At 73.1% G+C, this 24,162-nt stretch carries 15 protein-coding genes and 1 pseudogene; 7 read left to right on the top strand and 9 right to left on the bottom strand.

Going from position 1 to position 24,162, the window contains the following annotated elements:
* Positions 1-69 precede the first annotated feature (69 nt).
* The 3 genes from glgX (at position 70) to HEP85_RS30175 (ending at position 6,434) form a co-directional block, all read left to right on the top strand.
* Positions 70-2,187, top strand: a complete 2,118-nt coding sequence (gene glgX / locus HEP85_RS30185; RefSeq protein ID WP_168530707.1) for a glycogen debranching protein GlgX — start codon at positions 70-72, stop codon at positions 2,185-2,187.
* Positions 2,188-2,449: 262 nt separating this feature from the next.
* Complete coding sequence (gene treY, locus HEP85_RS30180) at positions 2,450-4,909, top strand: malto-oligosyltrehalose synthase (protein ID WP_369657904.1); 2,460 nt, start codon at positions 2,450-2,452, stop codon at positions 4,907-4,909.
* Between the two features lie 274 nt (positions 4,910-5,183).
* On the top strand, positions 5,184-6,434 hold the full coding sequence (locus tag HEP85_RS30175; protein ID WP_369657903.1) for a M14 family zinc carboxypeptidase: 1,251 nt from the start codon (positions 5,184-5,186) through the stop codon (positions 6,432-6,434).
* Between the two features lies 1 nt (position 6,435).
* Here the strand turns inward: HEP85_RS30175 and HEP85_RS30170 are convergent.
* From HEP85_RS30170 to HEP85_RS30160, 3 genes and pseudogenes are all read right to left on the bottom strand, one after another.
* Positions 6,436-6,702 (bottom strand): annotated as a pseudogene (locus HEP85_RS30170) (SSI family serine proteinase inhibitor); the annotation flags it as partial.
* A 437-nt stretch (positions 6,703-7,139) separates the two neighbouring features.
* Positions 7,140-8,507 (bottom strand): M14 family zinc carboxypeptidase, encoded by a 1,368-nt coding sequence (locus HEP85_RS30165; protein ID WP_369657902.1) that lies wholly within the window; start codon positions 8,505-8,507, stop codon positions 7,140-7,142.
* Positions 8,508-8,699: 192 nt separating this feature from the next.
* Positions 8,700-9,251 (bottom strand): DUF1707 and FHA domain-containing protein, encoded by a 552-nt coding sequence (locus HEP85_RS30160; RefSeq protein ID WP_168530704.1) that lies wholly within the window; start codon positions 9,249-9,251, stop codon positions 8,700-8,702.
* A 193-nt stretch (positions 9,252-9,444) separates the two neighbouring features.
* On the opposite strand from HEP85_RS30160, the gene treZ reads away from it, so the two are divergent.
* Positions 9,445-11,190 carry a malto-oligosyltrehalose trehalohydrolase gene (gene treZ, locus HEP85_RS30155; protein ID WP_329291134.1) on the top strand — a complete coding sequence of 582 codons (1,746 nt, stop codon included), beginning with the start codon at positions 9,445-9,447 and terminating at the stop codon, positions 11,188-11,190.
* 179 nt (positions 11,191-11,369) lie between these two features.
* Here the strand turns inward: treZ and HEP85_RS30150 are convergent, their stop codons facing one another.
* The 4 genes from HEP85_RS30150 to HEP85_RS30135 all read right to left on the bottom strand — a co-directional run bounded on the left by HEP85_RS30150 (position 11,370) and on the right by HEP85_RS30135 (position 18,517).
* Positions 11,370-12,299, bottom strand: a complete 930-nt coding sequence (locus tag HEP85_RS30150) for an aminoglycoside phosphotransferase family protein (protein ID WP_168530703.1) — start codon at positions 12,297-12,299, stop codon at positions 11,370-11,372.
* Positions 12,300-12,328: 29 nt separating this feature from the next.
* Positions 12,329-13,444, bottom strand: coding sequence for an aminopeptidase P family protein (locus HEP85_RS30145; protein ID WP_168530702.1), 1,116 nt, complete (start codon positions 13,442-13,444; stop codon positions 12,329-12,331).
* A gap of 223 nt (positions 13,445-13,667) precedes the next feature.
* Positions 13,668-14,336: a PDZ domain-containing protein gene (locus tag HEP85_RS30140; RefSeq protein ID WP_168530701.1), complete on the bottom strand. Its 669-nt coding sequence runs from the start codon at positions 14,334-14,336 to the stop codon at positions 13,668-13,670.
* 1,700 nt (positions 14,337-16,036) lie between these two features.
* Complete coding sequence (locus tag HEP85_RS30135) at positions 16,037-18,517, bottom strand: terpene synthase family protein (protein ID WP_248002120.1); 2,481 nt, start codon at positions 18,515-18,517, stop codon at positions 16,037-16,039.
* A 278-nt stretch (positions 18,518-18,795) separates the two neighbouring features.
* On the opposite strand from HEP85_RS30135, the gene HEP85_RS30130 reads away from it, so the two are divergent.
* Complete coding sequence (locus HEP85_RS30130) at positions 18,796-19,596, top strand: alpha/beta fold hydrolase (protein WP_168530700.1); 801 nt, start codon at positions 18,796-18,798, stop codon at positions 19,594-19,596.
* A complete protein-coding gene (locus HEP85_RS30125) occupies positions 19,593-20,858 on the top strand; it encodes a cytochrome P450 (protein ID WP_168530699.1) in 1,266 nt (421 codons plus the stop codon). The genes HEP85_RS30130 and HEP85_RS30125 overlap by 4 nt, the downstream gene beginning before the upstream one ends.
* Before the next feature lie 10 nt (positions 20,859-20,868).
* Here HEP85_RS30125 and HEP85_RS30120 read toward each other — a convergent pair whose 3' ends face one another.
* A complete protein-coding gene (locus HEP85_RS30120) occupies positions 20,869-22,062 on the bottom strand; it encodes a damage-control phosphatase ARMT1 family protein (RefSeq protein WP_168530698.1) in 1,194 nt (397 codons plus the stop codon).
* Positions 22,063-22,393: 331 nt separating this feature from the next.
* On the opposite strand from HEP85_RS30120, the gene HEP85_RS30115 reads away from it, so the two are divergent.
* Complete coding sequence (locus tag HEP85_RS30115; RefSeq protein ID WP_168530697.1) at positions 22,394-23,338, top strand: lytic polysaccharide monooxygenase; 945 nt, start codon at positions 22,394-22,396, stop codon at positions 23,336-23,338.
* An 18-nt stretch (positions 23,339-23,356) separates the two neighbouring features.
* Here the strand turns inward: HEP85_RS30115 and HEP85_RS30110 are convergent, their stop codons facing one another.
* On the bottom strand, positions 23,357-24,007 hold the full coding sequence (locus HEP85_RS30110; RefSeq protein ID WP_168530696.1) for a Tat pathway signal sequence domain protein: 651 nt from the start codon (positions 24,005-24,007) through the stop codon (positions 23,357-23,359).
* Positions 24,008-24,162: the final 155 nt, after the last annotated feature.

The following is a 24,162-nucleotide window of genomic DNA, read 5'->3' as shown; positions in this document are numbered from 1 at the left end:
CATCACTTTCGGGGAGACTCGCTTCGGAGTCGCCCCCCGGGGCGCGGCACTACTGGGAGAGTCGTATCCATGCAGGTCTGGCCTGGTGAGGCATATCCACTCGGTGCCACGTACGACGGCGCCGGTACCAATTTCGCGGTCTTCTCGGAGGCCGCCGACCGGATCGAGCTGTGTCTGCTGCACGACGACGGCTCGGAGACGGCGGTGGAACTGCGCGAGAGCGACGCGTTCGTACGGCACGCGTACCTGCCCGGGATCATGCCCGGACAGCGGTACGGGTTCCGGGTGCACGGGCCGTACGCGCCCGAGCGCGGACAGCGCGTCAACTCCGCCAAGCTGCTGCTTGATCCGTACGCGCGTGCGATAAGTGGCTCGATCACCTGGGGCGAGGAGGTGTACGGCTACCCCTTCGGGTCCCCCGACAAGCGCAACGACCTGGACTCGGCGCCGCACACCATGACGTCGGTCGTGGTCAACCCGTACTTCGACTGGGGGGACGACCGGCGCCCGCGCACCGAGTACCACCACACCGTGATCTACGAGGCCCATGTGAAGGGCCTCACGATGCAGCATCCGGCGCTGCCCGACGAACTGCGCGGCACGTACGCGGCCCTCGCACACCCCGCGATCATCGAACACCTGACGGAACTGGGGGTGACGGCACTGGAGCTGATGCCGGTGCACCAGTTCGTGAACGACCACCGTCTGGTGGAGATGGGGCTCAACAACTACTGGGGCTACAACACCATCGGCTTCTTCGCCCCGCACAACACCTACGCCTCCTGGGGCGACCGCGGCCAGCAGGTCCTGGAGTTCAAGTCGGCGGTCCGGGCGCTGCACGAGGCCGGGATCGAGGTCATCCTGGACGTGGTCTACAACCACACGGCCGAGGGCAACCACCTGGGTCCGACGCTGTCCTTCAGGGGGCTCGACAACGCCTCGTACTACCGTCTGGCGGACGATCCCCGCTACTACATGGACACCACGGGCACCGGCAACTCCCTCCTGATGCGCTCCCCGCACGTGCTCCAGCTGATCATGGACTCGCTGCGCTACTGGGTCACCGAGATGCATGTCGACGGTTTCCGCTTCGACCTCGCGGCCACCCTGGCCCGGCAGTTCCACGAGGTGGACCGGCTGTCGTCCTTCTTCGACCTGGTGCAGCAGGACCCGGTGGTCTCCCAGGTGAAGCTGATCGCCGAGCCCTGGGACGTCGGCGAGGGCGGCTATCAGGTGGGCAACTTCCCGCCGCTGTGGACGGAGTGGAACGGCAAGTACCGCGACACCGTACGCGACCTGTGGCGCGGTGAGCCCCGCACGCTGGCCGAGTTCGCCTCCCGGCTGACGGGTTCGTCGGACCTCTACCAGGACGACGGGCGCCGCCCGCTCGCCTCCATCAACTTCGTCACCTGCCACGACGGGTTCACGCTCAACGACCTCGTCTCCTACAACAACAAACGCAACCAGGCGAACGGAGAGGACAACCGCGACGGCGAGAGCCACAACCGCTCCTGGAACTGCGGGGCCGAGGGCGAGACCGACGACGAGACCGTGCTCGCCCTGCGGGCCCGCCAGAAGCGCAACTTCATCGCGACGCTGATGCTCTCCCAGGGTGTTCCGATGCTCAGCCACGGCGACGAGTTCGCCCGCACCCAGGGCGGCAACAACAACGCGTACTGCCAGGACAGCGAGCTCGCCTGGGTGCCGTGGCCCGAGGACGGCGACGAACTGCTCGACTTCACGCGCGCGATGGTGTGGCTGCGCCGCGACCACCCGGTCTTCCGGCGCCGCCGCTTCTTCCACGGCCGTCCCGTCCAGGGCACGCACGACGAACTGTCCGACATCGCGTGGTTCACCCCGTCGGGCGCCGAGATGACCCAGCAGGACTGGGGGGCGACCCAGACGCACGCCCTGTCCGTCTTCCTCAACGGCAACGCGATCTCCGAGCCGGGCCCGCGCGGCGAGCACATCGCCGACGATTCCTTCCTGCTCATGTTCAACGCCTCGCCGAGGACGCTGGAGTTCGTGGTGCCCGTCGACCACGGACGGCAGTGGCAGGTGGTGGTCGACACCGCCCTCCCGGAGGGGCCGGTGCCGGGCACCGGCGCCAAGGTCCAGGCCGGGGACCGGCTCACGCTGGTCGACCGGAGCGTGACGGTGCTGCAGAGGCCCGCCCAGGACCTCTGACCGTTCGCGTCGCACCGGCGGACGCCGGGGCGGCGCGGCCCGGTGCGGCCCGGTGCGGCCCGGGGACCGTACCGGGCGGCCGTCCCGCCGATCCCGACACTCCGACCGTCCCCGGCCGGGCGGTCCCCGGGCGGCTCCCCCGGGGACGCGGGTCACGCGGGCCACCCGCGCGGGGCTTCCCGGGTCCCGAACCCGGCACCACAGGGACCCGTATGCGGGCGTCGATGTCACGAAACCGGGCGAGAGGGGTACGTAGGATCCCATGACACCTGAGCGTCCCGAACGGGAGATCCCGGACTCGATGGTTCCCGCCACGCCGACCGCCACGTACCGGCTCCAGCTGCAACCGGAGTTCCCCTTCGCGGCCGCCGAGGCCGCCGTGCCGTACCTGGCCTCGCTCGGGGTCTCCCATCTGCATCTGTCCCCCGTCCTGGAGGCCGTCCCCGGCTCGGCGCACGGCTACGACGTGGTGGACCACACGCGCGTACGGAAGGAACTGGGCGGCGAGGGCGGACTGCGCTCCCTGGCCCGCACGGCGCGCGCGCACGGGCTCGGTCTGGTCGTGGACATCGTGCCCAACCACATGGCCATGGCCCCCCGTCACAACCGCCCGCTGTGGGAGGTGCTGCGCGAGGGGCCCGAGTCACCGTACGCGCGCTGGTTCGACATCGACTGGGACGCGCAGGGCGGCCGGCTGCTGCTGCCGGTGCTCGGGGGCCGCCTCGGTTCGGAGATCGACCGGTTCAAGGTGGACGGCGACGTACTGCGCTACTACGACCACGAGTTCCCGCTGCGCGAGGGTACGCGGGAGCTGCCGCTTCCCGAGCTCCTGGACGCGCAGTGGTACCGCCCGACCTGGTGGCGGCTGGCCCGCACCGAACTGAACTACCGGCGCTTCTTCAGCATTTCGGAACTCATCGGGGTGCGTGTCGAGGACCCGGAGGTGTTCGCGGCGACCCACGGCAAGATCCTGGAGCTGCTGGCCGACGGCGTGCTCGAGGGGCTGCGCGTCGACCATCCGGACGGCCTGGCCGACCCGGACGCGTATCTGCGCCGCCTGCACGAGGCGACCGGCGGACGCTGGACGGTCGTGGAGAAGATCCTCGCCGACGGTGAGCCACTGCCCGCCGCCTGGCCCGTCGCCGGCACCACCGGCTACGACGCCCTGCGGCACGTCGACGGCCTCTTCACGGACCCGGCGGGAGCGGGTGAACTCCTCCTTGAGTACGGGCGGTTCGCGGCCCCGCAGGGCGACCTCGGCGGCTCCTGGGAGGCGACGGTGCGCCGGGCGGCGTACAAGGTGATCACCCACGAGCTGGCCACCGAGTTCGACCGCCTCACCCGGGTGGCGGAGCGCCTGTGCGCCCGCTCCTCGGACCCCGGACTGCGCGATCACGCTCCCTGGGCCCTGGGCGCCGCGCTGCGCGAGCTTCTCGTGCGGGTCGACGTGTACCGGCCGTATCCCTCCACGGACGCCTCCGCGGTCGTCACCGCGGAGGCCGCCGCCGAGGCCCGGTCGGTCTTCACCGTTGCGGAGGAGGCGCACGCCGTGGACGTCGTACGGAACCTGGTGCTCGGGCGCGGCGAGGACGGGCCCGAACACGTGGAGTTCCGGGCGCGGTTCGCCCAGACCTCGTCCGCACTACGGGCGAAGTCCGTGGAGGACACGGCGTTCTACCGCTACGTGCCCCTGCTGTCGGCCAACGAGGTGGGGGGTGCCCCGGGGGCTCCGGCCGTGTCCCTGAAGGACTTCCACGCCTACTGCGCGCGCGTGCAGCGCGACTGGCCCGGCACCGGTACGGCCCTGTCCACCCACGACACGAAACGCAGTGCCGACGTCCGCGCGGCCCTGTCCGTACTCACCCAGTGCCCGCGCCGGTGGGGCGACCTCCTGGCCGAGCTGACGCCGCAGGGGGCGGCGGGCGTACCCGACCCCCAGGTGGCGTGGGCCGCGTGGCAGACGGTCTTCGGGCTGGGCCCCGCCGACGCGGACCGCGTCCAGGGCGCGCTGCTGAAGCACGTCCGCGAGGCCGGCGTGCACACCGCCTGGACCGAGCAGGACCCCGCGTACGAGGCGGCGGTCGCGGCGTTCGTCGCGGCGGGCCCCTGCGGGGCGCCCGGACGGCACGTGGCCGGCTTCAGGGCCGGGCTCGCGCCGCACGTCCGGGCGAACGTCCTGGGGGCCGCCCTGGTGCAGCTGACCATGCCCGGGGTGCCGGACGTGTACCAGGGCACCGAGGACGAATACCTGGCGCTGGTGGACCCGGACAACCGGAAGCCGTTCACGCCGCCGCGGCCTTCGGCGCGGGACGCCGCGGCGGTCTCCGGGAGAGTCTCCGAAAAGGTCTCCGAGAAGGCCGCGCTGACCACGGCGGCGCTCCGGCTGCGCGGGCGGCGCCCCGACGTCTTCGGCGACAGGGCGGCGTACGCGCCGCTGACGGCGGAGGGACCCGGTGCCGCGCACTGTGTGGCGTTCGTACGCTCCGGGGAGGTGGTCTCGGCCGTCACCCGGCTGTCGCTGCGGCTGGCGGACGAGGGCGGCTGGCGCAATACGCGCCTCGTCCTGCCCGCGGGGCGCTGGGCGGACCTGCTCGCTCCGGGACGGGAGTTCACGGGGCACGCGCGCGTGGCGGAGCTCTTCGAGGGGTTGCCGGTGGCGCTGCTGGAACGCGTCGGTGAAGACGGTCCCGCGGCCTCCGCGGACTCCGCGGCGAGCGGCTGATCAGGGCCGCCGCGACAGGCCGAACGTCCGGGGCCCGGCACACGGCGCGGCCCCCGTACGCCCCATACGGGTGGCGTCGAGGGCGCACCGACGGGCCCCGGCCTGCGCGGGATGCCGACGAACGCCCCGGCGGACCTCCCTCTTTCGGTGGTGCGCGCCCTGGCTGCCGACGGTGGACGCCACCGGGCGGGCCGGGCGCCGCTCCGCCGCCGCTTGACAGTTGCCGCAGTCCGTGGAGTACTGCGGAAAGCGATGCAGGGCGGACAAGTCGGGGGTGAGTCTCCTGCAGGAGCTGCGCTACCCCAGTGTGACCGAAATCGTCGCGTCCGCACGGGCGTTGGCGGCTCACCGGCCCGGCCTGTGCACGCTCAGACAGGTCGGTGTCTCCCGCGCGGGCAGGCCGCTCCACCTGCTGTCCGTCGGTCACGCGCGGCGCGCGGTCCTCGTCGTCGCGGGCGCCCACGCCAACGAGCCGGCCGGTGGTTCGACGCTGTTGTCCCTGGCCGAACGCGTGCTGTACGGACGGGAGTTGCGGGCCGACACCTCCTGGCACTTCCTGCTCTGCGCGGATCCGGACGGGGCGAGCCTGCATGTGACGCCTGCGCCGCGCACCCTGCTCGACTACCACCTCGGTTTCTTCCGTCCGGCCGGACCCGAGCAGCCGGAGTGGTCGCCGTCCGTGCTGCCGCCCGACCGACTGCCGCCGGAGACCCGCGCCCTGACCCGGGTCATCGACGAGCTGCGGCCCTACCTCCAGGCGACCCTGCACGGCACGGATCTCGGCGGCAGCTGGGTGCAGTTGACCAAGGACATCCCGGGTCTCGCCGAGCCGTTCGCCAAGTCCGCGGCGGAGCTGCACATCCCGGTGGAGACGGGCGCGTCGGACGCCGCGGGCTGGCCGGCCTCCGGGCCCGGCGTGCATGTGATGCCGGCGCCCGGCTCGGACGCGGCCTATCCGAGCATGCCCGACGACGCGCGGCACAGCACCTGGTACCACGCGCACCGGTACGGGGGACTGACCGCGGTCGTCGAGGTCCCGATGTGGGCCAGCGATCTGGTGGCCGACCCCGCGCCGCACCCGGCACCGGCGGAGGCGATGCGGGGTCTGGCGGGCCGGCTGCGGCGGGACGCGCTTCAGGTGGAGACGGTGCTGACGGAGGTCGCGCCACGGCTGCCCGGCCCCGACGGGCCGCTCCTGCGGGCCGCCAAGTGGGCGCTGGAGCTGGTGCCGGGGCTGGCCGACGACTGGGTCCGTACGCCGCCGGCGGACACCACGAGGGCGTACGTCGGCAGCGTGGACGCGTTCGGGCGCCGGCTGCCGCTGCGGGCCGCGGCGATGCTGCTGCGCGTCCTCCAGGAGGCCGACGACCGGGCGGCGCCGCGCCTCGAACGCCTCGTCGCCTCCTGGAGCGACGCCTTCGCCGAACGCTTCGGCGCCCGCTGGGTGCCCCTGGAGCATCAGGTCGAGCACCAGTCCCGCACGGTGGTCGCCGCGGCCCTGCACGCACGCGACAACGCGGCCTGAGCTACTCCCCCAGGGCGAACACCGCGCCGGTGGCGGCGCCCATCACACAGGAGTTCGCGAAGGTGTGCGTGTAGTTGACCGGGCGGCCGTTCCACTCGCCGCGCGCGGCGGCGGTGACCGGTGCGTAGATCATCGGACACAGCGCGCCGGGCGTGGCCGGGATCCGGCCGATGTCCCCCTCGGCCACCGCGAGTTCCGCGCAGGCCTGTGCCGCGTGGGGGTGGCCCTGGGGCGGGTCGCAGAGCAGGACGGCGCCGCGGGTGTCGGTGCCGGGGGTGACCTCCACTCGGAAGGCTGCTCGTCGGGGTGCCCGAGGAGAGGGCTCGGAGTCGCGCGCGAGGACGCGCCCGGGGGTACTCCGCGGGTGCCTCGGACCGGGTCTCGGAGGGGCACGCGGACGGGTGGGAGGGCTTGGGGCGAGGCCTCGCCCCGGGTGACCGTGAGGTGGAGCCAGTTGCCGGGGGCGGCCCGCCGGGACATCGCCGGGGGTAAGCGCCGGTGCAGAGACCGATACCGGGCCCGGTGCAAGGGCCGGTGCAAAGGCCGGTGCGGGGGCCGAGGTCAGGGCTGGGGCAGAAGTCGGGGCAGGGGCAGAGGCCGATACTCGGGCCAGTGCGGAGGCCGAGGCCTGGGCCGGTGCCGCGACGGCTGTGAGCAGGGCCGCCGCGGCCAGCACAGCGCCGCGCGACGCTTCGGTGGTTCTCGTCATTCCCGGTGCATCGGCAGCGCGGCCTGTGAACTCCACCCCGTCTCACCCGAAGGGGAGCCCACCGGCGCGTACCGTCCGGCGAGTTCGAACGCGGCGATCACCACGCGCGCCTGGTACTCGACCTGGCGTGCGACCGGGATCCAGCGTGCCCCGCAGCCTTCGCGGTAGTCGGCGCACCAGGCGTCGATCAGCCGGTCCAGTTCCGGCAGGGCCTCGCGCGGGTCGCCCCCGGAACGGGTGACGAGCTGGTGCAGCAGCCCGGCCGTGCGCAGGGCGACCCGGCGCCCGGCGAGGCGCAGGGACGTCAGCCGGGCGGTACCGAGCGACGGCAGGGGCCGTGAACCGGAGTCCCGCAGATCGGGGTCCCAGGAGTCCGCGAGGCCGGGGCCGACCAGTAAATAGTCGTCGACGGGCGCGAGGAGGCGGGCCGTGTCCGGTCCGGTGCCGAGACCGGGGCGCACGCGCGCGAGGATGTCCTCGAGAACGCGTGTGTCGTGGCGCAGCGTGTGGCTGACGGAGCGCAGCACCGCGTCGGCGTCGGCGGGCCGGGCGGCGTCCTCCACGGCCGCCACGCCCCACATGGGTGCCTCGACGACCGCCGTGACGGTTCCGTGGCGGTGCGGATGGAACCAGGTGGACTCCACCGCGGCCTCGGTGATCGCGGCGGCCAGGTCGCCGCGGTGCGGCGGTGGGATGCGGTAGACGGCGGGCCCGAGCGTCGGCCAGTAGAGCGTGTCGTACGGTCCGAGCTCGCGCGGGATGCCGAGCCGCGCGGCGGTGTGGGCGACGCGCTGGGCGAGACCGGGCAGCTCACGGGTCAGCTCGACGAAGGCGCCGCCGACGTCGACGCCGTGCAGCGAGCACTGGAAGAACGGCCGCAGTTCGTCCTGGAGGTCGAGCAGGGCGCGGGTCTCGGGCAGGGTCACGCCGTCCGCGCCCTCGGGCAGCCACTCGGGCTGTTCGAGGAAGCCGGGACGGAAGAAGTGCCGGAAGTAGCGGCCGAGGGTGTACGGGCCGGACAGCCATGCCTCGTTGCGGCGGGAGCCGTCGGGGTCGAGGCAGAGCAGCAGGTTCCAGGTGGCGTCCGCGCCGTCACGCAGCCGGGGATCGGCGAGCACCCGTTCCGCGAGGCGGAGGGCCGTGGCGCCGCCCACCGGCTCGTTGGCGTGCGGTCCGGCGACGACGAGGGCCTGGCGGTGGCCGTGCCCCACGGACAGGAGCCAGAGGGGGGTGCCGGCCCGGGACGTGCCCACGCGGCGCAGCCGGGCGTCCGTCGGACGGCGGGCGACGAGCGCGGCGGCACGGGCACCCAGCTCGTCCACGGTCGGGTAGCGGAGGAGTGGCGGCAGGGCGCACCTCCACACATATGGTGCCGTCGCTTCACCTGATGTACACGGTGTACGCACAGTCAGTCACGGCTGTGCAGGTACGTCAACACCGCGGAACGTAAGGGAAGGCGAGGAAATCGCTGAGTGAAACCCAGGCCAGAGCTCGGTCCGGGTGGGCCGGAGACACGGGGATCCGGCCGACAGGGGGCATCGGGCGGGCCGGACGGATCAGGAGGACGACAGCCGGAAGAACATCCGTCCGAAACCGATCTGGTCGCCGTCCTTGACGACGGCGGCGCCGATCACCCGTCGTCCGTTGACCGTCGTCCCGTTGGTCGACCCCAGGTCGCGCAGCACCCACAGGCCGCCCTGGCGACTCAGTTCGGCGTGGATCCGCGACACCGTCTCGTGGTTGAGCCGCAGCCCGCTGGCGGGGTCGCGGCCGATCCGCAGCGGGTAGCCGTTGCCCGGGTGGGGCAGCAGCAGCTTCGGGAGCCGCTCGGCCTGCCAGGCCCTGCGCACCCGTACGGTGAATCCGGAGACCGCCTCGACGGTGCCGAACACCAGCTTCGACCAGCGGCCCTCGGTGGTCAGGTCGGCGGTGAGCGCGGCGAGTTCGTCGGACCGGCGGGCGGAGAGCGCCAGCTCCATGCGGCGGATGAACGTGTCGTGCGAGAGACGTCCGAGAGCGACGCCGTCACGGAGGGCCTTCAGCGCCCGGTCGCGTTCCGCGTCGGACAACCGCGCGGGGTACGTGTGGAACTCGAAAGACGACGTCACGCAGGTGATTGTCGGTCAGGAGGGGCAGGGTGTCCAGAAGACCCGGAAACGGCCGTCGCCACCGGCGTGTTCCCGCCGCGCGTCCATCACGTGGCGAACGCGCGGCAAATGGGTGGAGAGGAGCGCGAATCGATCTCGTGTGGCGCACCATGGACGGGCGAGGTCACGGAGAGCGGACAAGGGGGAACCGTCAGTGCGGTTCGAGGTGTGGGCACCGCAGGCCGACCGGGTGGCACTCCACTGCGAGGGCGCCACGAGCGCCCTGGAGCGTGATCCGGAGCGCGCCGGGTGGTGGACGGGAGACGCGGAGGCACGGGACGGGACGCGCTACGGGTTCGCGGTGGACGACGGTCCCGTACTGCCCGATCCGCGTTCGCGGCGACAGCCGGACGGTCCCGACGGGCTGAGCGCGGTGGTCGCCCAGGACCGGTACGCCTGGCGCGCCGACTGGGCCGGGCGTCCGCTGCAGGGCGCGGTCCTGTACGAGCTGCACGTGGGGACGTACACCCCCGGGGGCACCCTCGACTCGGCCGCCGAGCGGCTCGGGCACCTCGCGGAACTGGGCGTCACACACATCGAGTTGATGCCGCTGTGCCCGTTCCCCGGGCAGCACGGCTGGGGCTACGAGGGTGTCTCGCTGTGGGCGGTGCACGAGCCGTACGGCGGCCCCGAGGCGCTCAAGCGCTTCGTCGACCGGGCGCACGAGCTGGGCCTCGGCGTCGTCCTCGACGTGGTGCACAACCACCTCGGGCCGTCCGGGAACCACCTGCCCGCGTTCGGGCCGTACTTCACGGACACCCATCAGACACCCTGGGGCTCGGCCGTGAACCTGGACGCGCCCGGTTCGGACGAGGTGCGGGCGTTTCTCGTCGGCAGCGCGCTGGCGTGGCTGCGGGACTACCGGCTGGACGGGCTGCGGCTGGACGCGGTGCACGCGCTGCGCGACACCCGCGCGCTGCACTTCCTGGAGGAGCTGTCCACGGCCGTGGACACGCTCGCCGCCGACCTGGGCCGGCCGCTCTTCCTGATCGCCGAGTCCGACCTGAACGACCCTCGGCTGATCTCCTCCCGAGAGGAGGGCGGTCTCGGGCTGCACGCCCAGTGGAACGACGACTTCCACCACGCGCTGCACACCACTCTGACCGGTGAGGCACAGGGCTACTACGCGGACTTCGCGCGGGCCCCGTTGGCGGCTCTCGCCAAGACGCTGACGTCGGGCTTCTTCCACGACGGCACGTATTCGAGCTTCCGCGGGCGACGCCACGGCCGGCCGCTCGACCGTACCCGCGTCTCGGCGCACCGGCTGCTCGGCTACTCCCAGACCCACGACCAGATCGGCAACCGCGCCCAGGGCGACCGCCTATCGGCGTCCCTCTCCCCCGGGCAACTGGCCTGCGCGGCCGCGCTGACGCTCACCGGGCCCTTCACGCCGATGCTGTTCATGGGTGAGGAGTGGGCCGCGGGCACGCCCTGGCAGTTCTTCACCGACCACACCGATCCCGGACTGGCGGAGGCCGTACGGCGGGGCAGGCGCCGGGAGTTCGCCGCGCACGGCTGGGCCGAGGAGGACGTCCCCGACCCGCAGGACCCGGCGACGCGGGAGCGTTCCTGTCTGGACTGGTCGGAGCCCGAGAAGGCGCTCCACGCGCGCGTGCTGGCCTGGTACCGCGACCTGATCGCCCTGCGCCGGCGTCACCCCGATCTCTCGGACCCCGACCTCGCCGCCGTCAGGATCGCCCACGACGAGGGGGCCCGCTGGCTGGCCCTGCGGCGCGGGGACGTCCGGGTGGCGGTGAACCTCGGCAAGGAGGCGGCCGGGATCCCGCTCGGCCTCAGTCGGGCGCGCGTGCTGGCCGCCTGGGAGCCGGTGCGGACACCGGACGCGGACGGGCTGCTGAGCGTGCCCGGCGAGTCGTGCGTGGTACTGACGCAGGAGTGAGGACGCGGCCCGCGGGGACTGCGGACGACGGACTGCTGACTGCTGACTGCTGACTGCGTACGGAGGCGTGAGCGTGCCGTCACGGGCGTACGGGTGTCTCCGACGGCACGGGTCCGGCGTCGCTCGCGGGCTCGACGGAGTACGGGGGGCGCGGTGCGGGGTGCGGGGTGCCGGGTGGCTCAGTCGTCGCCCGGCAGTTCCGTGACCCGTTCCAGGAGGATCGACTCCCAGGCGTGGCGGAGTTGGGTCCGCAACGGCGCCAGGGGGCCCTCGTCCCGGCCCGCGAGCCGGTCGGCGAGCCGGATCACCGTGTCGCAGCGGGACAGCCACAGGCCGCGCAGGCAGGGCCGGGCACCGTATCCGGCGAGGGTGGCGGCGCGTACGGCGGCGGGAGCGCCCACTGCCGTGGCGAGCCCGGCGATGTCCTCGGCGGGGTCCCCGAGGACCGCGCCGGTCCAGTCGAGGACGCCCCGCACCCGCCCGTCCGCGCTCACCACCAGGTGCTCACCCCGGAGATCGTGGTGCACGAGGACGGCGGCCGCGGTCTGGGCGGCGAGCTGTCCGACGGCGGCCGCGGTGAGCTGAGCGAGGTTCCCGGGGTCGAACTCGTCCTCGGCGGCCAGCCGCTCGGCGGCCCGCTCCGCTGCCGCACGCAGTTCCTCCAGGGAGCGCGGCTCGGCACGGGGCACGCCGAGCGCCTCCGCCTGCCGTACGGGCACCTCGCGCAGCCCGGTGAGCAGACCGGCCAGGTCCGCCTCCCCGACGGCCGAGACGTCCCGCACGTCGCCGGAGCGCCCCGGCAGTCTGGTGTCCAGGGTGCAGGCCAGTCCGACCGCCCAGTCCCCGTGCGCGACGCTCTTCGGCACGGCGACCCCGACCAGCGGACGGACCAGGTCGCGCACCCTCAGCTCCCGGCGTCCGCGCGTCGCGGCCTCGCGGTCCCGGGTGAGCCGCAGCACATGCCGGCGGCCGACCCACCAGGTGGAGTGCCCGCCGCCCTCGGTCACGGGCCGCACCTCGGGCCCCGGGTCGGCCGGCTCGGTGTCGGCGATCAGTGAACGGACGAGTCGGCGCACGGTGTCCGCGTTCGGTGCCGGTGCCTGGGTCATGGTCGCGCCATGGTGCTCCCGGTCGCCGGTCAGTCGACGATCGCCATCTCGCGGGACGTGGTGTTGAGGCGCCATCCGCCCTCCTCGGTCACCGTCACGATGTCCTCGATGCGCACCCCGAAGCGGCCGGGCAGATAGATGCCGGGCTCCACCGAGAAGCACATCCCGGGTACGAGGGGCTGCTCCTCGCCCTCGATCATGTAGGGCGGTTCGTGCGTGGTGACGCCGATGCCGTGCCCGGTGCGGTGGATGAAGCGGTCTCCGTATCCCGCCTCGGCGACGACCGCGCGAGCCGCCCGGTCGACGTCCTGGCAGGCGGCTCCCGGCCTGACCGCGGCGACGCCCGCCTCCTGGGCCGCGCGCACCACGTCGTGGACCTCGCGCTCCTCGGCGTCCGGTTCGCCGACGTGGACCGTGCGGGAGGTGTCGGAGCCGTAGCCGTGCTTGAGGCCGCCGAAGTCGAGGACGACCATGTCGCCGCGCTCGATGACACGGTCGCCCGCCTCGTGGTGCGGGTTGGCACCGTTGGGCCCCGAGGCGACGATCGTGAAGTCGACCTGGGAGTGCCCGAACTGCCGGAGCAGATCGGCGATGTCGGCGGCGACATCGGTCTCCCGGCGTCCCCCGAAGGGAACCTTCCGGATTTCCTCGTACGTCGCGTCGGCGGCCTCGCCCGCGGCCGCCAGCCGCTCCAGTTCCGCAGCGTCCTTGACGGCGCGGAGCATCGGGAGGGCGTCGGTGAGGGCGACGTAGCGGGAGTCCGGCAGCCGCTTCTGGAGACCGAGCAGGTGCAGCGCCCAGCCGTTGTCGCTGACGCCGAAGCGGCCGCCGGCGCCGACGAGCGACGCGGTGGCCTCGTACGGGTCCTTGCCGTCGGTCCAGTCACGGAGGGTCAGCGTGGGTGCCGCGGCCGCCGCGTCCGGGGCCTCCAGGGTGGGCACCACCAGCACGGGGTCCTGTCCGGCCCGCAGCACCAGCAGGGTGAGCCGCTCGGTCTCCACCGGCCGGTAGCCGGTCAGCCACACCAGGTCGGGCCCGGGGGCGACCAGCAGGCCGTCGAGTCCGGCCGCGGTGGCGGCCTCGGCCGCGCGCCGCATACGGGCCTCGTAGTCACCGGCGGTGAAGGCCGTGGGCGTGCCGGTCATCCATGCCTCCGCATGTCCGAGTTCCCCCTGGGGCTACGGGCAGCATCCTGCCCCTTCGCCGTGGCCCTCGCGAGCCGCTCGCGACGGCCACGGAGCCGATCCGGGGGTCTTATGGACGATGGTATGCCTCTGTGACCCGAGATCCGCTGGTTCGCGACCGCGCCCGACGCCCGGTCCCTGGGCCGGGCCGCACACCGGGACGAGCCAGGCGCCGCCGCCCACGTCAGGTCACGATGCCCGGGACGGCGGTCAGCTGCTGACGGCCACCGCCGGCATGGCGCACCCCGAGCGTCACGGCGCTCCCCGGGTCCGCCGCGGCGACGGCCCGCGCCAGCTCGGCGGCCGAGCCGAGGCGGGTCCCGTCGAAGGCGTCGAGCACGTCTCCGCGGACCAGACCGGCCGTGTAGCCCGGGCCGGGACTGTGGACACCCGTGATCAGCGCGCCTGCGCCCTTGGGCGCGTCGACGGCCTCGACCCCGAGCGTCGCCCCGGTGGCCGCTCCGACGCCTCCACGCGCGGAACCGGACGGGGGCGCCACGCTCGCACCACCCGACCCGGGCCCAGGGCTCCGCCCCTGCCCCTGCCGCTTACCTGCCTCCTGCCCCCGTCCTTGCCGTTGTCCCTGCCCCGCATCGTGCCCGGTCCTGGCGTCGCCGGCCTGCTTCTCCAAGTCCGCCAGCCTGCTCATGCCGATCACCGTGGCGCCCACGGTGCCGAGACCGACGCCCGACAGGACCAGGACGGTCCCGACGAAGAGACCGAAGAGCAGGGACATCAGCCGCCTGCCACGGCGCCGCACGGCGTGCGGGTGCCGGACGGCGGGCGCCGGACGGCCGTCACCGCCCGGCTCCTGACCGGGCATCGGCTTGGGACGCAACGCGGTCTGTTCCATGGATCGCCTCCGGCAGCTGCTCTACGGACCGCCCCCGGTTGTTGCTCTACCCCGCGCCCCGGCGCACGACGATTCACGAACGAGTGAGACTGACACCCGCGTTCGAACCACCCGCGCGCCCCGCCGCAAGATCCGCATCCGGGCGAAGCCGGAAGTCCCGTTGTCGGTGGCGGCTGTTACGTTCGGTGACATGACCGATCGCGCTCTGCGTCTGCTGCGGGAGAACCCCCGCCTGGCCGAACTGGCCGCGTTCCCCTTCTCCTTCGACCTCGACCGGGCGGAGCACGCCGAGGACGTACGGCTCGCCTCCGGCGGTCCACTGGAGCCGATAGCGGGTGACGACACGGGGGGAACGTACTTCGTGTGCGGGGACGGATCCGTGCTGTACGCGGACTCCGAGGGCTCGGCCGGAGTCATCGGCGACAGCGTGGACGAGGCACTGGAGGTGCTGGTCGGGCTGCCCGGCTGGCACGACCACCTGCGGCTCACGCCGGCCGACGGGGAGGAGAGGATCCTCGCGGCGGTCGCCGAGACGGAGGACGGGATCCGGGAGTCCTACGGGATCGACGCCGAACGGAGCGAGCTGCGGGCCGGACTCGGCCTGCCCGAGCGCTCTCCCGTGGAGCTCGTCGGCCTGCTGCACACCGCCCTGTCGCGGACCGAGCCCGACTTCCTGCTGCTCGGCGCCGAGGAGGGCGGTGCCCACGACCTCCTGGACCCGCACCCCCGTCCGCAGCTGTGGGAGACGGTCCTCGCGCGGGGCCGCGCCGACCTGGCGCTGCTGCGGGCGGGCGCCGCGTGGGAGGAGGTGGCCGGGGACCGGACGCGCCGCGCGCTCGCGCTGCGTGCGGCCCAGTTCGACCGGCGCGAGGGCGACCTGCCGCTGCTGCGGCACCTGTTGCGGCACGAGGCCGAGGCATCCATGACCGACGAACTGCGCCTCGCCACCGTCCTGGTGGGCCTGCGCGGCCTCCCGGAGGACCTGCCGCTGCTCCTGGAGGTGCGCGAGACGGACTTCGACACCTGGTGCGGACTGGGCGGCATGCCCGAGCCGGGCGCGGAACCGGCCGAGCTGCTGAGATGGGCACGCGATCTCGACGACTCGTTCTTCGGCGCCGATCCGGCGGACGAGCCGCTGTTCACCTGGACCGGCCTCGCCCGCGAGCAGGGCCTGACCGAAGTCGCCCGCGTCGCGCTGATCCGGGCACTGGACGACTTCGACCTGCGCGTGTACACCGCCGGGCGCGACGGCGGGACCCCGGACCGCCGCCTCGCGGACCCACTGGGTTCCCTCGTCCGCGAGTTCGAGCAGTTGGGCGACACCTTCCAGGCCCTGCGCGCCCAGCGTCTGAGGCTGCCGCTGCTGCCGGCCACGGCCCACGACCGTGTCTCGGCCCTCCTCGGGCTCGCCCGGCTGGAGCGGGCGGAGGACCGGTTCGCGGAGGCCGCCCGTACGTTGGCGACGCTGCGCGACACCCTGGCGAACCCGGGCGACGACACGACGGCGTGGTGGCGGGAGACCAACCTGGGCGTGTACGTCGTCCAGGAGCATCACGCGCTCGCCCGGGCCGCCGCCGTCGACGCGACGTCCGCGAAGGAGGTCCGTGAGGTCACCGCGGCCGCCGCGGAGTTGCTCGCGGGCCTCTCCGGGGCGGCCAGGGCGTTCGCCGGGCGGAGCCGCGCCGAGGAGACGGCCGACGTCACCTCGGCTGCGGCACCGCCGGAGCGGTCGGTGCCTGCCGGTCCGTCACCCGACCCGTCGAACCCCCCGCACTCACCGACTCCATCGAGCCCGTCGGGTCCTTGGGATCCCACGGCAGGGTGAACTCGGCGGCCGCTCCCGCGCCCCGGGGAAGCCTGAAGGCCTTCGCGTCACCGACTCCCCCGGCCCCCACCCCGGCGGGCGGACGGAGCGCGGGCGCGGCCTCGGCCGCCGGTGCCGGTGCCGGGACCGAGGGAGCGCACCGATCGAGGGAGGCGAGGAAGTCGGAAGGAACGGCCGGAACCGGCGCGGGGCCGGTTCCCGGACCGCCGAGAGGAACCCCGGGTACGCGGTCCGGTACGAAGCCGTGGGCGCGGCGGGCGAGGTCCTCGGCGCCGTAACGACGGCACTCCTGGTGCCACTTGAGAATTCCGGCCAGCCAGTTGCGCAGCTCCCCGACATAGCCCTCCATGATCTCGCGCACCTCCCCCGAGAGCTTGAAGTCCTCGTACAGAGGGGGAAGTTCATGGGCGGCGACATGCTGGAACTGCTGCATGCGCTGGGTCATCAGATCGTGGATGACGCCAAGTGCGGTCGGGTAGTCGCAGCCGAAGAAGTTCTGGACGACGAGGATGCCGTTGTGGATCTCGCCCTCGTACTCGATCTCCTTCTGGTACGAGAAGACGTCGTTCAGGAGCATCGCGTAGTCCATCGCCGCGTTCTCCAGCGACCGGACGGGACCGCTGCGGTAGACCTCCGGCGGGACCTTCCGGCCATGGCCGAGCCGGCACAGGCTCATGGTGAGCTCCGAGCCGAAGGTGGCCCGGCGCATCTCCAGGTAGTCGACCGGATCGGGGATGCGGTGCTGGATCTGGTTGGACAGCTCCCACACCCAGCTCTCCGTCATCACGTCGATCGCGGACCGGAACTGCCGCCGCTCGTCGGTGTTCATGCCCGCGGCGGTGCGCCGCCAGAGGTCGATGAGGCCGCGCTCCATGCCGTTGGCGGGGACGGGGACCTCCTCGCCGTCGACGGGCATGCAGGCCGACAGACGCGCGGTGACCAGTTTGGCCGTGGCCAGGTCGCGGCGGTTGCCGAAGACGAGCGGGTAGTAGTCGTCCCCGTACGTGCCCCAGGCCAGCCACCGCGAGCTGATGTCGAGGGCGTCCGGGGTGGCGTCCGGATGGATGCCGGCCGCGCACAGCGGAAGGTCGTACGCGTCCAGCTTGTCCTCGTCCCAGACGCCCTCCTGGAGCATGCCCATGGTGTGCATCCAGTCGGTGAGGCGGTGCCGGGCCCCGTCGAGATGGGGACTGAGCGTCACCTCGAACGGCATCAGGAAGTCGGGCAGTCGCGACGGGCCGACCTTCTGGAACGGGACATGGGTGTACGCGCGCAGCCGCTCGGCCCCGGCGGCGGAGAGCAGGGCGCCGACGTCCAGGGCGGAGGTGCCGAGGACGCCGGCGCCGAACGGCCGGTTCTCCTCCAGGGCGCCTTCGTTCATGTACCGGCTGGACCGCATGTGCCACTCGTGGCCGCCCGACTGCCAGTCCTGGAGCCCCTGGGTATACGCGGCGACCGCCGCGACCTGGTCCGGGGTGAGGCCGTTCTCCACGGCGAGCGCGGGGACCTCGGTCAGCGCCGTGTGCTCGAACTGGTGCAGGCGCGAGGTGAGGATGTCGTTGACGGTCTCGGCGGCCCGCTGGGTGGTGCAGCCGAAGAAGGTCTCCAGGACGAGGATGCCGTTGCTGAGTTCGCCCTCCTCCTCGACCTCCCGCTGGTAGGAGAACAGGTCGTTGCGCAGGTGCACGCCGTCCGAGAACGTCTCCATGAGCACCCGCAGCGGCCTCGACCCGGCCACCGGGGCGGGCACTTCGGCCGTCGCGTACTCGACGAGCCCGGCCGACCAGGGGGCTCCGCCCACCTTGCGGCGCATCTCGATGTACTCGACGGGGTTGGCGATCCGCCCCTCGTTGATGTTGGACAGCTCCCACATCGACTCGTTGAGCAGATGCTCGGTGGAGACCGCGAAGCGCTCGCGCCACCCGAGCGACATCGAGGGCACCGTACGCGCCCAGAGATCGGCCAGCCCCGCCTCGACCGGGTTCCGCGGCTCCGGCACGGGGGTCGAGAGGTCCAGCGGCATGAAGAGGGGCAGCCGGTCCAGGTAGTCCTTGCCGCCCTGGCGGTCCTGGGTGCGCTTGAAGATCTCCAGGAAGTGGTCGTCGAAGAAGAAGACCCACACGTACCAGTCGGTGATGAGCGAGAGGGCCGGCCCGTCGCAGTCGGGGTGCGTGTACGCGCAGAGCAGGCCGTAGTCGTGCGCGTCGAGGTCGGACTGCTCCCAGATGCCGGAGCCCTCCAGCATGCCCATCCCCCGGGCCCATTCGACCGTGTGGGCACGGGCCTCGTCGAGGTGGGGGTTCAGCCGCGCGGGATACGGCATGTAGAAGTGCGGGAGTTCGAACGGCTGCGTCATGGCCGGGCCCTACCCATGGCCCTCCGGGCACATCCACCCACCGGGACATGATCACACCATCGCGTGAATCCGTACGAAACAGCCCGTCCGGCCCGGCCTGTTCAGCTCGGTCCGGGAGGTCGCGTCGGTCGCGTCGGTTCAGGCCGATCGATGACGACGCCCACCCCGCGGGCGCACGGTGGCGGTCGGTCCCGTCGCGCGTCGGGCGCTCCCCGGTGGTCAGCCGGTCGTCCGCGGGCGCTCTTGCCGACGCGGGCGCCCGGCGTCACCGTGGGCGCATGACCTCCTTCGTGCTTCCTCATGAAGTGCACGGCGACGGCGCCCACAAGGTGATCGCCGTGCACGGCTGGTTCGCCGACCGGTCCGCGTACGCGGCCGTGCTGCCCGACCTCGACCGCACCGCGTTCCAGTACGCGCTGGTCGACCTGCGCGGCTACGGGGAAGCGAGGGACGTCGCGGGCGCGTACACGACCTCCGAGGCGGCCGCCGATGTCGTCGAACTGGCCGACCGGCTGGGGTGGGCGCGGTTCTCGGTGATCGGCCACTCGATGGGAGGCGCCGTCGCGCAGCGCGTGCTCACGCTCGCCCCGGACCGGCTGCGCCGGCTGGTCGGGGTCTCGCCGGTGCCCGCGTCGGGGCTGTCCCTGCCGGAGGACCAGTGGGAGCTGTTCGCGGACGCGGCGCACCGGCCGGAGAACCGGCGGACCATCATGGACGTCACGACCGGCGGCCGGCTGCCCGCGGCCTGGCTGGACCGGATGGTGACACGGTCGCTGGCGCTCAGCGACCCGAAGGCGTTCCGCGCCTATCTGGACTCGTGGGCCGGCGCGGACTTCCACGCCGAGGTCGAGGGCGCACGGGTGCCGGCACTGGCCGTCACGGGCGCGTTGGACCCCGCCCTGTCGGCGGCCCTGATGCGGGAGACCTGGATGCGCTGGTACCCGGACGCCGAACTCCATGAACTGGCCCGGACCGGGCACTACGCGATGGACGAGAGCCCGCTCGACCTGATCGGCGTGGTGGAGTCCTTCCTGCGCGCGGAGGAAGCCGACGCGGACAGGGCCGGGGGCGAGGCGTGAGCCTACGGGAGACCGCGCCGCCCGTCCCCGACGTGTTCGACCCCCGGCGGTACGCCGACGCGGTCCCGCACGCCGCCTATCGCACGCTGCGCGACCATCACCCCGTGGCCTGGCAGGACGAACCCGAGGTGCTCGGCTGGCCCGCCGGAACCGGGTTCTGGGCGGTGACCCGGCACGCGGACGTGGTCCGGGTCCTCAAGGACGCGGCGACGTACTCCTCGTGTCTCGGAGCGACCCAGATCCGGGACCCCGACCCGGACGACCTGCCGTTCATCCGGCGGATGATGCTCAATCAGGACCCTCCGGACCACGGCCGGCTGAGGCGTCTTGTCAGCCGCGCCTTCACACCCCGCCGGATCCAGCACTTCACGTCGGCCGTCCGCGGACGGGCCCGTGCCCTGCTCGAGGGCGCGGTCCGCGAGGCCCGCGCGGGTGACGGACGCTGCGACCTCGTCGCCTCCGTCACCGACGACTACGCCCTGCTCAACCTCGCGGACCTGCTCGGCGTACCGGAGAGCGACCGCGGCCTGCTGCTGCACTGGACGCGTCGTGTGATCGGCTACCAGGACCCCGACGAGGCGGGCGAGCCCGTCCACGACGCGCACGGCAGGCCCGTCGATCCGCGCTCCCCCGCCCTGCTGCGGGACATGTTCGCCTACGCGCACCAGCTGGCGCTCCACAAGAGGACCCATCCGGGTGACGATGTGCTGACCACCCTCGCCACCGACCCCGAACTCGCCCCGGCCGAACTGGAGATGTTCTTCTTCCTGCTCACGGTCGCGGGCAACGACACCGTGCGCGGCGCGGCTCCGGGCGGCCTTCTGACGCTCGCCCGGCATCCGGACGCGTATGCCGCCCTGCGCTCCGGGAAGGTCGGGCTCGACACCGCGGTGGACGAGTTGCTGCGTCTGCACCCGCCCGTCCTCACCTTCCGCCGTACGGCGGCCGTCGACACCGAACTGGCGGGGCGGCGCATCCGCGCGGGCGACAAGGTGGTCGTCTTCCACGCCTCGGCCAACCACGACGAGCGCGTCTTCACCGACCCGCACCGGGTCGACCTGGCCCGCTCCCCCAACCCCCACGTCTCCTTCGGCGACGGGCCGCACGTCTGCCTGGGCGCGCACTTCGCGCGGCTGCAACTGCGTGTGCTCTACGAGGAGTCGATGCGCGCCCTGCCGTCACTGACCACGGCCGGAGCCCCGCGCCGTCTCGTCTCGAACTTCATCAACGGCCTCAAGTCACTTCCCGTGCACCTGGGATGAGCCCACGGTCTCAGCGCCGCACCTGGATCAGTGCGTGGGTGCCGCCGGTGCGCCAGCGCTGGTCCTCGGCCGCGACGAGCGCGGTCTCGGTGCGGGGGTCGAGACCGACGACCACGTCGGACTTGAGCGTGCGCAGCGCGGCCACCGGACCCGGGAAGTAGGCGGTCGTCCCGGCGAACGGGGTGGTGGCCGGATAGCGCCGGTCGCCCACGAGGCGTCGGTAGTTCAGGTCGCCCTTCATGAGGGTGACGTCGGCCTCCGCGAAGTCCCGGCGCAGGTCGTCGGGCATGTCGGCGTAGGGCAGCGGGGCGCAGGAGAAGGGGTGGGCGCGGACCGTGAGGCGGCCGTCGGTCATCGCCGACCACAGGCGGTGTCCCGACGCTCCGGCCGCCCCGGGCGCGGCCGTGAGGCGGCGCAGGGCGTCGATCACGTCGGCGGTGGTGGCGTCGGAGACGTAGTACGGGTACGGCTTCACGTGCAGGACGGCCCGCTCGACGCGACGACCGCGCAGGAGGTGGTCGATGAGCAGCAGATCGGGGACGAGCTCCCGGCCGGAGTTGTCCGCGACCACGCAGAGAGTGCCGCCGGTGAACAGGGATCGAAGCATCTCGCCCTCGTTCGCGACCAGTTGGGAGTCGGCGGCCGTCTCGTCGGCCGCGGCCGCGAGGCGGAATCCGAGGTCCGCGCGGTTGCCCCACAGCGATCCCAGCAGCAGCGCCTCCCCCTGTTCCGCCATCGGACGGCCGGCCAGCTCGTCGAGCGCGGCGAGCTCCTCGTCCGCCTCAGGGGTGTCGAGCTCCGCGAGCTTGAACGGCCGGAAGGGGTCGATGCCCTGCCATGGGCCGGGGTCGAAGTAGCCGACCGCCTCCAGGAGTTGGCGGTAGAAGTAGCTCTCGGACCAGAGGAAGGGCACGTCGAACCAGGGACGGCCGAAGTACTCCCGGCCGCCCCAGGCCTCCCACTGCTCGCGGTCCGGCGCCCGCTCGCCGAGCGGTTCGATGACACCCTCGGCGGAGTTCTTCAGCAGGGCGTCGAGCGCGCGCCGCTGTTCGGGGCCGTACGGGAAGGCGTCCCGCACCTTCCGGATGAGCGCCGGATGCCGTTCGGCCAGCACGCTCCGGGGGAACGAGCCCGGTACGTCGCCGAGGATCACGGGCGCGCCGGCGGGAGCAGGGGATTCGGCGGAAGCGACGGGCTCAGACATGCGGCTCACCGTACCGGCCGCGGCCGCGGTACCGGCCGAGCCGGCAGCGGGCCGCGGCGGCGCGTCGGCCCCCGCCCGGCGGTGGCCCCGGCCCGCTGGAGACGCTCCTTCACGCACCCGGCGGCACGCCCCCGCGCCGCATCTCCGATCCGGACACACGGCCGCGCCCCCGTACACCGGCGCACTCCGGAACTGAACACACGGCCGCGCGCCCCCGTACTTCACCTTGCAGTGCAGCCCTGCGGCCGTCGTGCAGCGCAGCCCTGCGGCCGTCGCCGCGAGACGCGGTACGGCAGCGCCCGCATCCCCAGCCGTCGAGGAGACCCACCGGATGACCGCACACCGCACCGCCACCGCGGCCGCTGTCGCCGCGGCGGCACCGCTGCTCCTGCTGACGTGGGCCGCGGGACCGGCCCAGGCGCACGGGGCGCCGACGGATCCGGTCAGCCGGGTGGTGGCCTGCTCCCCCGAGGGCGGCAGCAACAACCGCACCGCGGCCTGCCGGGCGGCGATCACCGCGAACGGCGCGCCCTTCACCGCGTGGGACAACCTCCGGGTCGCCGGCGTCAACGGCAGGGACCGGCAGGTGATCCCCGACGGGAAGCTGTGCAGCGGGAACCTGCCCGCGTACAAGGGACTCGACCTCGCCCGCGCCGACTGGCCCTCGACCCGGATGACACCGGGCGCGGCCTTCACGCTCTCCTACAGTTCGACGATTCCGCACACCGGGACCTTCAAGCTGTATCTGAGCAGGCCGGGTTACGACCCGTCCAAGCCCCTGACCTGGTCCGACCTGCCGACCAAGCCGTTCGCCACGGCGACCGACCCGGCGCTGGTGAACGGCGCCTACCGGATCAGGGCCACGCTCCCGTCCGACCGCACCGGCCGTCAGATGCTGTACACGATCTGGCAGAACACGAGCACGACGGACACCTACTACTCGTGCTCGGACGTGGTCTTCCCCGCCGCCGCCCGTGGCGCGGGCAGCGGCGGCAAGGCGGCGTCGACGACGGCACCGGCGCCGCGGACGACCGCACCCGGCCGTGCGGCGGGGAAGGCCGCGGAGCCGACGAAGTCCCCGGCCGAGCAGTCCCCGACGCCCTCACGGTCGGCCGCGCCGTCCGCGGCGCAGGTGTCCGCGCCCGACCACCTCACTCCGGCCGCCGACACCTCGTCCGGGGGCAGCGGCTCGCTCCCCCTCGTCGCGGGGGCGGGGGGAGCGGCGGCCCTCCTGCTCACCGCGGGCGTCGCGCTCACGCTGCGACGCCGGCGGTGACCGTGGTCCGGTGGTCGGTCAGTTGACGGTGACCACCGGGCTGCCCGGCTGGGTGGTGTCGGTGACGGGGGCGTACTTGGCGGTGAAGTAGCCGTTGCTGAAGCACAGGGACGAGCCCGAGGCCTTCGCGAACTGCTGGTTGGTGAAGGTGATGCTGTTGTCGGTGTTGCTCGCCGTGCCGGTCAGGCTGGGGGCCTGGTAGACGCAGGTGATGCTGCCGAGAAGGGTGCGCAGCACGACGGTGGTCTGGATGGTCGAGCCGGCCGCCGGGGTGACGGTGACCGTGCCGTCGGAGGCGACGGTGGTGGTGTACGGGAGGTTGTTGACCGTGACGCCGGTGACGCCGAGTACGCCGATGACGTTGCTGGTGCAACTGCCGAAGGTGTGGCCGGTGAGCGACTCGGTGGCGGCGCCGGGGGCCGTCGGGTTGTCGGTGGCCGTGGCGGTGAAGGCCGACGCGGCACAGGAGACACCGCTCGTGCCGGTGCTGCTGGAGTAGAGGGTGGCCTTGGTGCCGCTCGCCAGCGAGGCGGTGAGCACATCGCCGGTGGCGACGGCGGCGCCGCCCGCGGTGAGCACCGGGGTGTCGTCGGCGGAGGCGGGGGAGATCGCGGAGACCGAGAGTGCCGCGGCGACACCGACGAGGGCGAACAGGGATCGCGTACGCATGGGGGAGCCTCTTTCTGATCTGACGGGGGTGCGGGGCCTGGTTCGGAGAGAGGTGCGGTCCCGGGTTCACCGGGGGGCATGGTCCTGGCCGTCCCGGTGGACACGGAGCTGGAGGCCACTGCCTACCCGTGACGTCTTCTCCGTACGCGACGGAC

Origin of the sequence: Streptomyces sp. RPA4-2, assembly GCF_012273515.2 — a bacterium.
GTDB classification, from domain to species: domain Bacteria; phylum Actinomycetota; class Actinomycetes; order Streptomycetales; family Streptomycetaceae; genus Streptomyces; species Streptomyces kaempferi.
Note: the sequence above shows the minus strand (reverse complement) of the source record. Positions and strands in the feature narration are given on the sequence as shown.